Annotated in this window: 13 protein-coding genes; 1 reads left to right on the forward strand and 12 read right to left on the reverse strand. The window is 43.5% G+C overall.

What is annotated here, in order from left to right:
* Positions 1 to 144: 144 nt before the first annotated feature.
* Positions 145 to 1,410 (reverse strand): Opr family porin, encoded by a 1,266-nt coding sequence (locus CQA49_RS05815; protein ID WP_115575028.1) that lies wholly within the window; start codon positions 1,408 to 1,410, stop codon positions 145 to 147.
* A gap of 149 nt (positions 1,411 to 1,559) precedes the next feature.
* Between CQA49_RS05815 and CQA49_RS05820 the strand changes: the two genes are divergently transcribed.
* Entirely contained in the window at positions 1,560 to 2,024 is a 465-nt protein-coding gene (locus CQA49_RS05820; protein WP_115575029.1) for a tRNA (cytidine(34)-2'-O)-methyltransferase, read from the forward strand.
* A 13-nt stretch (positions 2,025 to 2,037) separates the two neighbouring features.
* Here CQA49_RS05820 and CQA49_RS05825 read toward each other — a convergent pair whose 3' ends face one another.
* Genes CQA49_RS05825 through CQA49_RS05875 form a run of 11 tightly spaced genes read right to left on the reverse strand, consistent with a single transcriptional unit; the run spans position 2,038 to position 15,518 of the window.
* Positions 2,038 to 4,389: a flagellar protein gene (locus tag CQA49_RS05825; RefSeq protein WP_115575030.1), complete on the reverse strand. Its 2,352-nt coding sequence runs from the start codon at positions 4,387 to 4,389 to the stop codon at positions 2,038 to 2,040.
* A gap of 35 nt (positions 4,390 to 4,424) precedes the next feature.
* Positions 4,425 to 5,909, reverse strand: a complete 1,485-nt coding sequence (locus tag CQA49_RS05830; protein WP_115575031.1) for an NADH-quinone oxidoreductase subunit N — start codon at positions 5,907 to 5,909, stop codon at positions 4,425 to 4,427.
* Positions 5,910 to 7,424 carry an NADH-quinone oxidoreductase subunit M gene (locus CQA49_RS05835; protein WP_115575032.1) on the reverse strand — a complete coding sequence of 505 codons (1,515 nt, stop codon included), beginning with the start codon at positions 7,422 to 7,424 and terminating at the stop codon, positions 5,910 to 5,912. It lies immediately after the preceding gene.
* A complete protein-coding gene (nuoL, locus tag CQA49_RS05840; RefSeq protein WP_115575060.1) occupies positions 7,424 to 9,328 on the reverse strand; it encodes an NADH-quinone oxidoreductase subunit L in 1,905 nt (634 codons plus the stop codon). The genes CQA49_RS05835 and nuoL overlap by 1 nt, the downstream gene beginning before the upstream one ends.
* A gap of 53 nt (positions 9,329 to 9,381) precedes the next feature.
* Complete coding sequence (nuoK, locus tag CQA49_RS05845; protein WP_115575033.1) at positions 9,382 to 9,687, reverse strand: NADH-quinone oxidoreductase subunit NuoK; 306 nt, start codon at positions 9,685 to 9,687, stop codon at positions 9,382 to 9,384.
* A 2-nt stretch (positions 9,688 to 9,689) separates the two neighbouring features.
* Positions 9,690 to 10,265 (reverse strand): NADH-quinone oxidoreductase subunit J, encoded by a 576-nt coding sequence (locus CQA49_RS05850; RefSeq protein ID WP_115575034.1) that lies wholly within the window; start codon positions 10,263 to 10,265, stop codon positions 9,690 to 9,692.
* On the reverse strand, positions 10,258 to 10,938 hold the full coding sequence (gene nuoI / locus CQA49_RS05855; protein ID WP_408938912.1) for an NADH-quinone oxidoreductase subunit NuoI: 681 nt from the start codon (positions 10,936 to 10,938) through the stop codon (positions 10,258 to 10,260). Before nuoI ends, CQA49_RS05850 begins: the two co-directional genes overlap by 8 nt.
* Before the next feature lie 8 nt (positions 10,939 to 10,946).
* Entirely contained in the window at positions 10,947 to 11,933 is a 987-nt protein-coding gene (gene nuoH / locus CQA49_RS05860) for an NADH-quinone oxidoreductase subunit NuoH (RefSeq protein WP_115575036.1), read from the reverse strand.
* Positions 11,930 to 14,365 carry an NADH-quinone oxidoreductase subunit G gene (locus CQA49_RS05865; RefSeq protein WP_115575037.1) on the reverse strand — a complete coding sequence of 812 codons (2,436 nt, stop codon included), beginning with the start codon at positions 14,363 to 14,365 and terminating at the stop codon, positions 11,930 to 11,932. Before CQA49_RS05865 ends, nuoH begins: the two co-directional genes overlap by 4 nt.
* Entirely contained in the window at positions 14,350 to 15,183 is an 834-nt protein-coding gene (locus CQA49_RS05870; RefSeq protein WP_115575038.1) for a hypothetical protein, read from the reverse strand. Before CQA49_RS05870 ends, CQA49_RS05865 begins: the two co-directional genes overlap by 16 nt.
* Positions 15,180 to 15,518, reverse strand: a complete 339-nt coding sequence (locus CQA49_RS05875) for an NADH-ubiquinone oxidoreductase subunit E family protein (RefSeq protein ID WP_115575039.1) — start codon at positions 15,516 to 15,518, stop codon at positions 15,180 to 15,182. The genes CQA49_RS05870 and CQA49_RS05875 overlap by 4 nt, the downstream gene beginning before the upstream one ends.
* Positions 15,519 to 15,528 lie beyond the last annotated feature (10 nt).

Below are 15,528 nucleotides of genomic sequence, written 5' to 3' on the forward strand. Positions count from 1 at the left end.
TAAGATTTTTTGATGGAATCTAAAGGCTACAAAAGCCCTCCTTGCTTAAAAATCTTGCTTTCCAAAGTCTGCTTTCAAAAAGCCTTTCATTTTTAAAAGTCCTAGATTCCAAAAGTTTGCGCCTCCAAAAAAAGCCCTAAAGCCTTAAAATGCTAGCTTTAGCCCAAAATTTAGCGCGGTAGTGTGTGGATAGTAGAGTTTTTTGCCCGCGTGCGTGTTTAAGAGATTAAACAAAAAAGAAGTGTGCTCGCTTAGCCCAAACTCAAGCAATAAATTTACCTCATTTACCCTATCAAAGCCCCCTTGTGCGAATCCATAAGGCGTGCTAAAACGCGTGCTTCCATACACAAGGGCTAAAGAGATTCTATCAATGCTAAAGTTGATTTTCCCAAAGCCTAGGCTCGCGTCACTTCCGAGCAAAAACGCCCTGCCTCCCCACATAAAAAACGGGCTGACATTATTCCCCACAGCATTAAGACTCCCAATGCCATTTGCGCCGCTCATAATAAAGCCCCCGCTTAGCTCCAAGCCATTGCGCATTGTGTCTATGAAGTCTTTTACACCAATATAAGCGCGTGTGTCAAAGACAAAGCCATTTGCGCCCAGCGCGCGGTTGTAGTATGGGCTGTTTGCGCCTTCAAAGCTTGTCGTAAAATGCGCGTTTGCGCCAATGTAGGAATTTGAGACTTCATAGCGGAACGCCACCTTTGCGCCAACTGCGTTAAAAACGCTGGGCGTAAAGATTCCATAACCTTTGATTGAAAGAATGTCGTTGAAAGTGTATTTAATGCTCGCGTTTAAAAGCCCAAAGTTGTTGTGTGGATTGACATTGACAAGCCCGCTCATTTTGTTGTATTGCACATAGCCGCTAGATTTCGCCCAAAATACCTCAATGAGCGTGTTTGAAAGTGATTTATTCCTTAGCCACGCGCCATCGATGAGCCTATCTGCCCACTCACTTTTGGCAAAGATTCTCCCCACGCGCACGCTTGTATCACCATCAAAGTATTCTAAATAAGATTGCCCCAGCATTGTAGGCGCGTAAAAATCCCTCGCAGAATCTCCCTTAATCGCGCTAGAAGTCCTGCCAATAGAGTTTATATCATCGCTCCACACAGAGTTTTTATCCGCTTGATAAAAATCCGCACTTGCGCGAAAGCTAATCATAAAACGCCAGCTTTTATAAAACCCCGAGCGATACGCTAGCCCGATACTTCCCACGCCATAGCCGCTATTAGTGAGATCGCTTCCTTGCACCTCCGCGCCCCGCACATTTGTGCTAGAGCCATAAATCACAACATCGCCATTTGAAATGCCATTCTCTAGCGCCTCATCAATGCTTTCATACGCCTGCAATGCGCCAAAACTTGCAAAAAATACCACGCTTAAGATTCTATAAATTTTACCCATCTAATTCCCTGTTTTTAAGATTGTTCAGTTTGTCAATAATTGTCAAATGTCGGCGAAAGAATATGCTACAATCGGATTTTTTAAGTCAATTTGTAAAAGCATAAATTGTGCCATCACAACGCTTTTATTTTAAAAATAAGGAATCCTCTATGCTACACATTGTCCTAGTAGAGCCACAAATCCCGCAAAACACCGGCAATATCGGGCGGCTTTGCGTGGCGACAAACTCCACCTTGCACCTCATCAAACCACTTGGTTTTAGCACAGCTCAAAAAGAGCTAAAACGCGCCGGGCTAGATTATTGGCAGAATCTCAAAGTTTATGAATGGGAAAATTTAGATTCTTTTTGGGAATCTTACCCGCCAAATAACGCGCATTTTTTCTTTAGCACCAAAGCGCGCAAACTCCACTATGAAGCGCAATTTAAGACAGAATCTTTTTTGTATTTTGGTAGAGAAGATAAGGGGTTAGATTCTCAAATTCTTGCGCGCTTTGAAACTCAAATCTACAAACTCCCAATGAGCGCGCTTGCACGCAGTATAAATCTCGCTACTTGCGTTGGTGCGGTGACTTATGAAGCCCTGCGTCAAAATGGAATCTACAAAGAATTTTAAGCTTTTAAAAAACCTACTGCACCAAATCTAGTGCCTGCGCGCAAAGGCTTTGCCAAGTTTGAGAATCTCCTTGAATTGCCTTGCATTCCTCAAAGCTTTGCTTTGCGTTTGCGTTGTCATTAAGACTTCTAAGCACCGAACCTTTGAGATAAAATGCCTGCGCGCGCGCGTTTGGCGCAATTTCTTTTGCAAGCAAAGAATCTAAAAGCTTTATGGCTTGAGTAAAATCCCTCTCGCGCATAAAACTCTGTATAAGCGCAAAATCCACATACGGCGTGCCTTGCGTGGTTTTATGCAAATTTTGCAAGCGCAAAATATCATTTGCATATAATTGCAAAGTCGTCTCATCTTTGGAATCTTGCGCGAATTTTAGCAATTCCAAATCGACATCAATCATCCTTGCATCATCGCCCAAATTTTGATGCAAAAACGCCGCCACTTCGCGCGCTTCGCTTACATTTGCATTTAGCAAAAGGTTTCTAAAAAGCACAAAAGCAATGTCGTAATATTCCTGCGCTTTTAAGCTCTGTGCGAGTGTGAGCGCATCACGCGAAGCAATAGTCGCGGGCTTACTAAGGGCTAGTTTATCAAGGTTGAGCGCTTCTAAATAGAGCAAATTAAGCTTTTTGCGCATGTCACTCTCCTCTTTTGCCAAACCTTCAATCACCTCTTGAGCCTGCTTATTGAGCGAGAGGGAATAGAGGCATTCAAAAATCTGCGCGCGCTGGGCGCTATTAAAAGCCTCTTTTGTGTAATGGGCGAAATTGCGCGCGATTGCTTGGCAATCTTTATTTGCAATGGCGGTGTTTAGAATCTCAATATAGCTTTGCTGTGCGAGCGTGCTTGTGGTATCTGTGCTTAAAATCTCGCTAAAGCGCTTTTGCGAAAAGAGAATCTGATTTTTGAGCTCTTGGGCTTTTTGCGCAGTTTCTGTGTTTGGGTATGTTTGTATAAGATAATCATAGCGCTTGATTTTCTCCTCTGGCGTGTCATTTACGCCGATTTCAAAAAGCAACTTATCATCGCGCTCTTTAATCTCCTCTGCTCTAGCGCGATGGGCAAATTCCTCCAAAAAGCGCGTATTAATCGCATGCGCTTTTTCAAAATCACCGCTATTTTGATAACTTAAAGATGCTTTATTTAACAAGTCCTCTTTAAGATTTACGCGCTCATCGCCAAGTGTGCCATACACATATTCGCTAATTTGCGCCACACTTTCCCACATTTCATTTTCCATTAGCAAATTGACAAAAGCCACGCTTTTATCCACATTTTGCCCAAAATACGCAGGATTTGCTTTCAAAAGCGTATCAATAAGCGCCTTTGCCTCATCTTTTTGGGCAGTTTGCAAATAAAAATTACTCCACTCTAGCGCGACTTCACTCGCAGAATCTAAATCCTTTGCCTCTTGGTATGCCTGCGCGAAATAACGCATCGCATCAGAAGATTCTGACACACCATAATAACCTTTGGCAATCTGCATTTTTGCCAGCGGTGCAAAGCGCGACTGCGGATACTCGCTAATAAGCCTATCATAAAAATACTTCGCCTCCGAGCTAAAGCGGATATGCGTATAAGCATTTCCGATATAATACAGCACTTCAGGCACATTGATATCAGTAGGATAGCGCTTCACCCACTTTAAGCCCATCTCAATAACGCTATCAGCATTATCTTCAGAATCCAAAACCTGCAATGCTTTCAAGCGAAAAAACAACAAATCCTTGACAAAAATACTATTTGGGAACGCATACAGCGTCTCATCGATGGTTTTTATCGCCTCGACATAAAGTCCATTTCTCATCAAATCCTGCACGCTTAGATAATATGAAAAATCCTGCCCTTCCTCAAATACAAGTGGCGCTCTATCGACATCAAGCTCACTTACAAAATCTTCATTTTCATGCGTGATAGTAATTGGGAAATTAAGCCCCTTGCTTTGTGCGCGCGAAAGAAAAGGGATCGTATCTTGGAATCCCACAATCTGCCATGACTTTGACTTCCTAGGGCGCTCTTTTGGGATTGGCGTGTTGGTTTTTAAGTCGATGAAAGTATTAAAAAGCTTTGCAGAAAAATTTGGCTCGATATAAAGGTAGAATTTGCCCTCATTCACGCGATTCCAAAATTTAAAAAAAATCGTACTTGTGGGCGAAAAGCTTGCAAGTGGCGGTCTATTAATCATACAAACAATGCGCGTAACCGCGCCCTGTGCGTTGCTAAGTTCCTTGCATTCAAAAGGCTCGTCATGCTGAAGATTAAGCACAGAGAAGTTTTGGGAATTTTCTTTGCCATAGTTGATGCTTACCTCAAGCGCACAAAGCGCACTGCATAAAATCCCAAACACAAGCAATCCGCGTAGTTTCATAAGCTTAGCACCTTAAAAATCAAACAAAAATTAAATTAGAGAATCTCCGAAAAGCTAAGCAACTTTTGAGCCAACACGCAAGAAATAATGACAAAAATCGCACAAATGCCCACTACAAATAATGGCATAAAGCTTGTGTCAAATTCCGCTGTTTGCTCCTCTTGTTTGAAATCTTGCGAGTTAGATTCTAATATTTTAGAATCTTGCAACAAAAACATCGCCACAATCACGCGCAAATAATAATACGCCGCAATCGCGCTATTTAGTGCCATAATAAGCGCTAAAAATACATAATCAGAATCAATGGCTGCCTTCATCACATACATTTTGCCCCAAAACACGCTCAAAGGCGGGATCCCAATAAGCACGAGCAAAAAGAGCGCAAAAAGACATGCGAGCTTTGGCGCGCGTTTTCCCAAACCAACAAAGCGCGCTAAGCTGCAATCTGGGGAATCTAAGCGCAAAATCCACAGCATTCCAAATGCGCCAATATTTGCAACCACAAACATAAACCAATACAAAAAGAATCCCTCCACCGCCTGCGTGGTATTGACAAAAATCATCGCAAGCAAAAAGCTTGCGTGCGTGATGGAACTATACGCGAGCATTCTTTTGACATCTTTTTGCGTAAGTGCCAAAAGATTTGGCAAAGTCATAGAAAGCACCACTAGCACGAAAAGAATAGCACTTATGTAGCTGTTTTGAGGCGTTATCTCACGCTCAATTGTGAGAAAAGGTGAAAACACACTCCACGCAAGGATAAATGCCCCAATCTTTGGCGCAAGGGATAAGAATCCCGCGACAAGCGGATTTGCACCTTCATACGCATCAGGCGTCCAAGTGTGGAAAGGGAACATTGAGATTTTCACCCCAACGCCACAAAGCATACAAATAAAGCCAATGGCAAAAGAAAGTGAGAGAGAATCCGCGTTAAAAATCTCGCGCAAATCTAAACTCCCAGAATCTAAATACAAAAATGCTACGCCAAAAATAAAAAATCCTGTGCTAAATGCGCCAAAGACAAAATATTTAATCGCGCCCTCCAGATTCCCCCTGCCACCGCCTAAGGCAATGAGTCCATAAGAGCAAAGCGAGGCGATTTCAAGCCCTAGCAAGATTAAGACCAAATGACTAGAGCTTACTAAAATTTGCAAACCAAACACGCAACTTAATATAAGCGCGTAAAATTCCCCGCTTTTGTAGCTTTGAGGCAACTTTGGGCTGATAGATAAAAGGATAAATCCAAGCGCGCTAAATAACATCAAAAATTGTGCGAGGAAAGAAAAGCTATCAAATGTAATCATCTTAAAAAAGCCGGTTTCTTCATTGTAGCTATTCAAAAGAAGCAAAAAGCACAAGCTTGCAATCAAGCTAAGCGCGCTTAAAAATCCAAGCGTTTTTGGGTGTTTATTATGCGTAAATGCGCCAAGCATAAGCACAAAAAGCGCGCCAAAAAGAGAGCAAAGCGGGGGCAAAATGAGCTCAAAAGCCAATGCTGGCACAAGTGTAGAATCTAGCATTTACTCTCCTATAATAAATTCATCATGTGGGATTTCGTTATGTGACTCAAGCTTTACTTGCATCACATCAAGCAAGATAACGCTCGCATTGCTGATAGGCTCTAAGATGGGTTTGGGGTAGATTCCAAGTATGATGATAAGCGCGATTAAAGGCAAGAGGCTGAAAAATTCGCGTTTATTGATATCTGGTAGATTCTTGTTTTTTTCGTTTTTCAACTCACCCAAAAACACCTTCCTAAAGCTACTTAGCATATACACCGCGCCCAAAATTATACTAAAGCCCGCGATAAAGGCAATAAGCGGACTTACTTGAAAATATCCATACAAACTTAAAAATTCCCCAACAAAACCAATGCTCAAAGGCAATCCCACGCTCGCAACAAGCGCGATAGCAAAAAAGATCCCTATCTTTGGCGTGACACTCATTAATCCGCCAAACTCGCTTATAAGCTTTGTGTGGCGGCGTTCATAAAGCATTCCCACAAGCATAAAAAGCGCCGCGCTCACAATCCCATGTCCTAGCATAAAAAACACCGAGCCAGAAATTCCCTCGCTATTAAGCGCAAAAGTCCCTAGCACAATCACGCCCATGTGCGAAATCGAGCTATAGGCAATAACTTGCTTCAAATCCTTTTGCGCATAAGCTAGCATCGCGCCATAGATAATCATACACAAGCACAAAATCGCCACGATATTTTGATAATCCACACACGCCACAGGGAAAAGCGGGAGGGAGATTCTCACAAAGGCATAAGTTCCCATTTTTAAAAGCACGCTTGCAAGGATTACAGAACCAATTGTGGGGGCTTGTCCATGCGCGTAAGGTAGCCAAGTGTGGAAAGGAAACATCGGCACTTTGACTGCGATACCGATGAAAAACGCCCAAAAAAGCCATTTTTGAGAATCTACATTGAGATTAAACAAATACCAATCCCTAAGACTAAAGCTCCAAAATCCGCTGTGCGCGTGGAATTCATAAGCATAATACAAAATCCCAACAAGCATAATAAGCGACGCACCAAAGGTGTAGAGAAAGAATTTCACTGACGCGTAGATTCTATTCTCACTTCCCCAGATTCCGATGATATAGAGCATCGGCACAAGGGAAAGCTCCCAAAAGATATAAAATAAAATCATATCAAGCGCGCAAAAAAGCCCAATCACAATGGCTTGCAGGCTCAAAATGCAGATGACAAACTGCTTCAAACGCTCTTCATTACGCAAAAATAAGATTCCAATAAATCCAACAAGCGCGCTTAAAAGCACCAAAAATAGCGAGATTCCATCAACACCGATGAAATACGAAATCCCAAGAGAAGGGATAAGATCAAATTTTTCAACAAAAGGATAGCCGCTAAAGCTTGTATCAACGCTCACATACAAGACAATGCACGCCACAAGCTCCAAGCCACTTGCGACAAGCCCAAAAAGGCGCGCTCTTGTATCATTCAAAAAAACACATACAATCGCGCAAAGTGCGGGAAAAAAGATAAGAAAACTAAGTAAATGCTCCATTACAATCCTTTTGCGACAAAGTAGCCAAACGCCATCAAAGCAAACAAGCAAAGCGCGCCAAACACCATAAGGCGCATACTTTGGCTGAGATTCCCACTTTGCATTGGTTTTTGATTAAAGCCCATTTTTTGCAAGCCTTTAGCAATGAAATCCACGATAAAATCAATTACCCTCAATTCGATTTTTTCCCACAAAAACGCGCTTAACTTCGCGTAGGGCTTGATAATGCACACTTCATAAAGTTTGGGGATATAGTATTGATTTTCTAAGATTCTGTGTAAAAAGTTTGTGCGAACTTTAACGCCATTTTTATACATAAAAATCGCAAGAATAATCCCAAGCGCGCTTACTCCTAGAGTTAGCGCAATAAGGCTTGTATGATTTAGCGGGGCGTTTTTAGAATCTTGCAAAAACTGCGGAAACATAGAATCCACAAAGCCCATAAACCAGCCTTCAAAAAATCCTGCAATCGCTGCTAAAATCCCAAGCGGAAGCATCGCAAAGAGCATAAAACGCGGGGCTTCATGCAAGTGAAAATGATGCACACTCGGCGCAAAAAAGACAAGCATAAGCAATCTAAAGCTATAAAACGCCGTGCAAAACGCGCCAAGCAAAAGCATAAGCCAAAGCCCATAATGCTGGGTGTAAAAGGCAGATTCTAAAATCAAATCTTTTGAAAAATAGCCCGCAAAAGGATAAATCCCACAAAGTGCAAGAGAGGCGATTGTCATAAGCGTGGCGGTGATTTTTAGCTTTTTGCCAAAGCCACCCATTTTGGTGATATTAAGCTCATCATTTGCCGCGTGCATGACATTTCCCGCGCCCAAAAAGAGCAAGGCTTTGAAAAATGCATGTGTGCAAAGATGAAAAAGTGCCAACGCATACGCTCCAAGCCCGCAAGCCACGAACATATAGCCAAGTTGCGAAAGCGTAGAATACGCAATAATGCGCTTTAAGTCTTTATTCACTAGTGCCATACTTGCGGCAAATAGCGCCACAAACGCGCCAAGCAACGCAATAAAGGCATTCACTTCTATAACGCTTTCATACAAGCCACTTAAGCGCAAAAGCAGATACACGCCAGCAGTCACCATCGTCGCAGCGTGGATAAGCGCTGAAACAGGCGTAGGTCCCTCCATCGCATCAGCCAGCCAAGTATGAAGCGGGAACTGCGCGCTTTTCCCCATCGCGCCAACAAAAAGTAGCGCGCAAATCCAAGTGAGAATCCCCTTATCAACTTCCCCATATCGCAAAGTCTCAAAAATATTATGATAGCTCACAGAGTGGAATTCCATTGCGATGAGGAAGATTCCAAGTAGCATTGCCAAATCCGCGATTCTATTCATCACAAAGGCTTCAATGGAAGCAAAATTCGCACTTTTGCGCTCATAATAAAAGCCAATAAGCAAATACGAGCACAGCCCCACGCCTTCCCAGCCGATGAAAAGCCCCAAAAGATTATCGCTCATCACCAAAAACAGCATACAAAACACAAACGCGCTCAAAAATGCAAAAAAGCGATTAAAGCCCTTATCTTCCCACATATAGCCGATAGCATACACATGCACGCAAAGTGAGACAAAGCTCACAACGCCCATCATAGCAAGGCTTAGCGGATTAATCGCAAAATCAAGCTTACTCCAAAAATCCCCCGACACAATCCAATCAAAAAGCGCAAATCTAAATTCATTAGACAAAAAGTAAGGAAGATTAAACGCCAAAAGCACGCAAGCAAGAGAGCTTAGCGCAAGTAGCACGCAAGGGACAAGCGCGCTTATAAGCCTTCTTTTTTGCAGGCTAAAAGCCCCAGCCCACAGCGCCCCAACCAAAGGCGCAAACAGCACAAAAAGCCCAAGAAGCCCGCTTATATCACTTATGCTAATATCACCATAAAAGGGACTCATCACGCCCCAAAGTGGCTCTCGTGGCACTCCCCTTTCTATAATTTCACACATATTTATCCTTTTAGCGTGTTTAGAGAATCTAGCTCAAGGCTTTTGTATTTTTTCCACCACGCGACCACTAGCCCCAAACCTACAGCTACTTCTGCTGCGGCAATTGCGATGACAAAAAAGGCAAAAACCTGCCCGCTCATATCACCTAAATAATAGCCCACGCTCACAAGCGCGAGATTCCCAGCATTTAGCATAATTTCCGTAGTAAAAAAGAGCATGAGAATATTCCTGCGTCGCATAAGCCCATACAGCCCGATACAAAAGAGGATCGCGCTCAAAATAAGATAATGTTGCAAGGTGATTGTCATCTTCACTCCTTTTGGGAATCTACGCGCGCAGATTCTATGTTGCTGGATTTTTTGCCTTCTTTTATAATCAACACAATGCCAATCACCATCGCCACCAAAAGCAACACCGCAGCCACTTCAAAGGCGATGAGATATTTTGTAAAAACAAGATAGCCAAAGATTTGGATATTATTAAGCCCGCTTTGTGCTTCTTGTGATTCAGCGCTAAGCACATTTTCAGATATATTTTCAAGCGCGGGCGCATTTTCAAATGCCAAATACCCAACAAGCGCGCTTAAAAGCACCACAAGGGCTAAGCTCAAAATCCCAGCAAGAAAGCTTTTAGATTCTTTCAAACTTTTAGAAAGGTTAAAAAACATCATACCAAAGGCATACAGCGCCACCACCGCGCCACTATACACGATAATCTGCACCACACCCAAAAACTCCGCGCGCATTAAAAAGAAAAACGCACTTAAGCCCACCATACCACAAGCCAGCGCACTTAGCGCGTAAAGCACATTCGCGCTTCTCACAGCAATAAAAAACATCGCGCACACAAGCGCACCAAAGAGATAAAAAACAATGGCTTCAAGCATGGGATTCTCCTTGTGTTGGTTGTGGCGCGCTTTGTGAAGTTTGCGGGGATTGTGCGGATTGTGATTGTGTGGATTGTGATTGTGCAGAATCTAAAGTCGTGTTTTTCACAAGTGGCGTAAAGCCTAAGCGCTCATCGCAATCTATGCTCACGCTTCCATAGCCTTCGTATTCTTGTAGTGGTGCGCTAGAATCTAGCAAATATTCTTTCACGCTATAATGCGCGCGCGCAAATGAGGCATTTTCCGTCCTCTCTCCATGCACGATGGCAAGCTCTGGGCACACCTCCGCGCAAAGTCCGCAATAAATGCACCGCCCAAAATTTATGCTGTAATCCACAATGCCCTTGCGCCCATTCTCATCGACATTTGTAAGGATTCGTATGCAGTTGCTTGTGCAGATTTTTTCGCATAATCCACAGCCAATGCAACGCTCGTTTTCAGATTCTAATAATCTCTGTAATCTATGCACAGCACGATAGCGAGGCGAAGTTGGCATAATTTCTAAAGGATATTGGATCGTTACTTTTTTGCTAAAAAATTGCTTTAAAGTTAGCATTAGTCCTTTTAACAAATCAAGCCCAAAGGTGATTTTCACCGCGCGCAAAACGCGTGCCAAAAAGCTTTGTGGCAACTTTGGATTATAATCAATGTAAAAATATTCTTTCTTCATCATTCCCACCTTTAGAGAAGTAGCACAATGCCCGTAATTAGGACATTAAGTAGCGCCAAAGGAAGCATTACTTTCCAACATGCCTTAAAAAGCTGATCTGGGCGCACATGTGGGAATGTCGCCCGCACCCACATAAACAAAAAGATGAAAAACACCACTTTCAAAAGTATCGCAATGCCCCCGGGGATAAAGCCCAAATCATTGAATCCACCAAAAAAGATAAGCGAAAATACAAAGCACATCGCAATCATACTCGCATACTCCCCGATAAAAAACATACCCCATTTAAGCCCGCTGTATTCCGTGCAGTAGCCCGCTACAATCTCCGCCTCGTGCTCTAGCAAGTCAAAAGGCGTGCGGTTAAGCTCGATAAACGCCGCACAGGCAAAAAGCACAAACGCAAGCGGCTGCTTAAAAACAAGCCACTCGCTAAAGCTCCCTTGATAGGCGTTGATATCAATGAGCGAAAGCGAGCCAACAAGCATAAGCGGTGCGAGCAAGCTAAGTCCCATAATCATCTCAAAACTAAGAAACTGCAATGCCGCGCGCGCACCGCCCAAAAGCGCGTATTTGCTATGCGAGCTAAGCCCGGCTAAAATAGGCGCATAAATCCCGCATGCGCTCACGCTTAGCACAAACAAGATTCCCACATTAATATCCGCGATAATTGGGCGGATAGTCATTCCAAAAAGCTCAAATTCTGGGAAAAATGGAATCGCCGCCATCGCCACAAACGCGCTCACCGCAGCGATTGTCGGAGCTGCCATAAAAATAAGGCGATTTGCTTTTAGCGGGATAATATCTTCTTTTGCAAAAAGCTTAATCCCATCAGCCAGCACTTGCAAAAGCCCAAAAGGTCCGACATAATGCGGTCCCAAACGCCATTGAAAAAATCCCAAAATCTTGCGCTCTAAATAAGTCCCAAAGCCCGCAAGTGCGGAAAAAATCAACAGCACAATAAGAATCTTAATAAGCGTTTCGATGATAAAATAACTCATGCATTTCCTTTGGCGTTGGGATTAGAATCTGCGCTTTCATACTTCAAACTCGCATACAAGCTTCCTTTGAAAATCTCATGCGCATTTTCTAGTAAAGGAGAAATGACGAAAAATTCTCCTTCTAAATCATAGTCAATATACGCATTTGCGCTAATTGTGGCACCTTTGGGATCTTTCAAAATTAAAGGCGCGCTAGATTCTATATTTTGAGCCTCGGCAAATTCCTTTGACACATAAATACCAACTTTATTTTGCAAATTTTTGCTCGCGCGCGCGGTGATTTCATTGAAATGCGAAGGTGAATGACACAAAAGCGCGTTTGCAGATTCTGTGATTTGCGCGCGAGGGCTAAAATGCAAATGCGAAATTTTTAGCGTAGCAAAAAAATCTTTCCCCAAAGGCACGCCACGCGCGGGGCTTCCGTCATTTTTATAATAATTTGGCAAATCCTGTAGGCTATTTTTGCTAGCATTTGCAAAGCCTGTGTTTAGCTCTTGCAAATATGACGTGTAATCGCTCAAAAACGCGCTATTTTGGGAATCTAGCGCATGCGCGACATCGCCCAAATCAAAGCCATCATAAGGCAGGCTCGGGCGCAGTGGCAAAAGATTTAAAGAAAGATTAACCACACTTCCTTCAATCTGTGTGTGCGCTGGCAGGGCAAAATCCGGCGCATTTGAAATATGAGCGCTCTTTGTAAGCCCTTGTGGCGTGGATTCTAAAGATTCTGTGGATTCTATAAAATCCACAGAATCCGCAATGCCAAAAGAATCTAAAACATTAGAATCTAGCACATACTGCGCGCTCACACCTTGCAAACTCCGCGCACGCACGCCCACAAGCGCGCTTTGTGGCGTGATTTCCGTGCAGTCATCTAACTGCAAGATTCCAAGCATTCCAAGCGCATTGCCAAAAGGCGGAATGCAAAGAATCTCAAAGCCAAATTCCTTGCCAAGCATACTTAGATTCTGTGCGATTTCTTGCGCGTTTGCGTCCTTATACGCTTCTTCGCCAACCAAAATCACGCCATTAATGCGCGCATTTTCAAAAAGATTCTTATTAAAAAAGCTCGCTTCATTTGGCTCAACTTCCGCGCTTTGGGCTAGTCGCGCTTTGATTTGCCCCAAAGTCTCTAAGAGCGCATTTGGCGCGTAAGTCTCAACTAACACACTTCTATGCAAACGCGCCAAAATCTTTGATTTTATCGGGTGGAAAGAGGCGAAGGCAAAGCCTTTGTTAAATTTTAGCAATTTATTAATTTTATAGCGCAAAGTAGGCGCGCTAGATTCTAATCTCACGCCGATACTTAGCGCACAGCTGGCATTCTCTAAGGATTCTAAGCTTGCAAGTTTTGTGCCATTTGTTTGCAGAATCTTTAAAAACGCGCCAAAGTCCTGCGCGCTTTTATTATAAAGCTTCAAATGAAAATGTTTTTGCAAAATATGCAAAATCGCTAGCTCTTCATTATTGCAAGTATCGCCCACAATCACACCTTGCGCGTTTTTGAAAGCTTGCAAGGCATCTTTCAAATCGCCTTTTTTGTGACTTTTTTCATCATTTGCAAAGCGCCCGCTCCCGCATATTGGCTCAAACTCAAAGTCATTGCTGATGCGATAGATTTTTTGCGCACCTTTTAGGTTATGATGTCGCGATTCCGCGATGATGAGACAGCCCATGGCGCAGTGCGTGCAGGTTGTGTAGGTTTTGCGAAGTTCCCACGCATTCGCGCTGTATTTGAAATCCTTCACAATAAGTGCGCCCACCGGACACACGCTCGCACACTCCGCACAGTCATAGCAAGGCGTTTCGCCCACAAAGCCAATTACGCCTTTTTGCTTGCGATTCCACACGCTGAGCGCATCTTTTGGCATTCTCTCTTTCCATAGCACGCTATCTAGCGGGGTGAAATCCGCCTTCTGCGCTTTCAAATTCGCCTCGCCTAGATTATCCTTGCAAGTGGTTACGCAACGCTCACACATAATACAAAGATTTGGATCATACGCCACTTTTCCCCAAGAATCATGCGCCTTTGGGGAATCTGCGATGAAATACTCCTGCGCGCGGACATTAAATTTAAGCGTGTAGTTTTGCAATTCACACTCGCCACTTTTATCGCACACACCACACTGCAAGGGGTGATTGACATCATAAGCTTGCAAAATCGCCCTGCGCTCGTTATTGATTTCATCAGTGTGAGTGAGAATCTGCATGCCCTCCTTCACCTTTGCCGAGCAGGCATACGCGCGCTTGCCATCGACTTCTACCATACAAAGCTTACAGGCAAGCGTTGGCGAGCATTTGCTCACATAGCAAATCGCTGGAATCTCAATCCCCTCACGGCGCGCCACTTGCAAAATTGTCTCATTTTCAGCACAGGCAATTTCCCTGCCATTAATGTGGATTCTAAGCTCTTGTGTTATTTGCTCTTGCATGTGTGCGCCTCGTGTTGGTATTTGGTAAGTGAGAGAATCTTTTTATACGGATAGCCCAAAAGCTGGGGCGTGCCAAGCAGGGCGATTGTGCCTTTGAGATTCTCTTGAAAAATAATTTTTAGCCTTGTGTCTTTTGCGCCTTCTAAGCGCAAGTCGATTTTATTGCCATCTTGGATTTTATACATCATACTAAAACTGCGCGGGACATAGAGTTTGTCCGCCTCAAGGCTATCGGTGCTAAGATACACAAATGCGCCGTTATTCTCCGGCAGAGATTCTAACGCATTAAGATTAAGCAAAAACTCGCTTGTAAAATCCCCCGCAGGTGCATTTGTGCTAAATTCTTTACTTAAATCCTGCATGTAAAAAACCACCTTGCGCTTTTTGGCAATAAATCCTAGCAAATGCGCGATGAGCTCACTTTGTGCGTGCAAATACAAATCACGCCCAAGCAAAATCGCAAGCGGATCGCTTGTGTCCGCATAGCGGTTTAAAAACTCGATTTCCTCTTCAGAAATGTTGCTTTCACTCGCCAAATAGCCAATGTCAAGATTCTTAAATTCTGGTGACAAAAGATCTTGCGCCAAAAGTGCCACACACAAAAGCGCGCTTACGCCGTATTCCGTGCCTATCTCATAGCGGAAGTTTTGCATATTGCAAAAAAATGGGTGTAACACGATGCCATCTTCTTCGAGAATCTCACTTGCAAGCGGTGCGAAAAGCCCAAAGCTAAGCGCGCGCGTATATTTCTCGCGCCTAAAGTTATTTAGTGGCATAACGCTAGCATTTTGCGCGATGAGTGAGAGAAAATTATTCATTTTATAGCCTCGTGAGATTCTGTATTTGCGCCCTGCGCCTTTGCGCCACTTTGCGCGTCTGTAGAATCTTGCGTATTTAGAGAATCTGCCTTTTGCGCCAAGCTTTCATTTTGCACCTTCCGCACAATCAATGTCCAATCCCTTTCATTAAAGCGGATTGAGTTTAGAATCTGCGCACCACACTCCTGCGCGCTTTGGCTTGCTTTGTGCGTGTTTTCAAATACATCTGCTTCAAAGAGAAAAAAGCTCACCTCGCCAATCTTACTTTGTGTCACTAGCTCTTTTAAGCGCGGTAAAAAGTCATTATGCAAATGGCGCAAATCAAATCGCTTCATTTTTTCTCCC

The organism is Helicobacter sp. MIT 00-7814 (genome assembly GCF_003364115.1).
GTDB lineage: Bacteria > Campylobacterota > Campylobacteria > Campylobacterales > Helicobacteraceae > Helicobacter_F.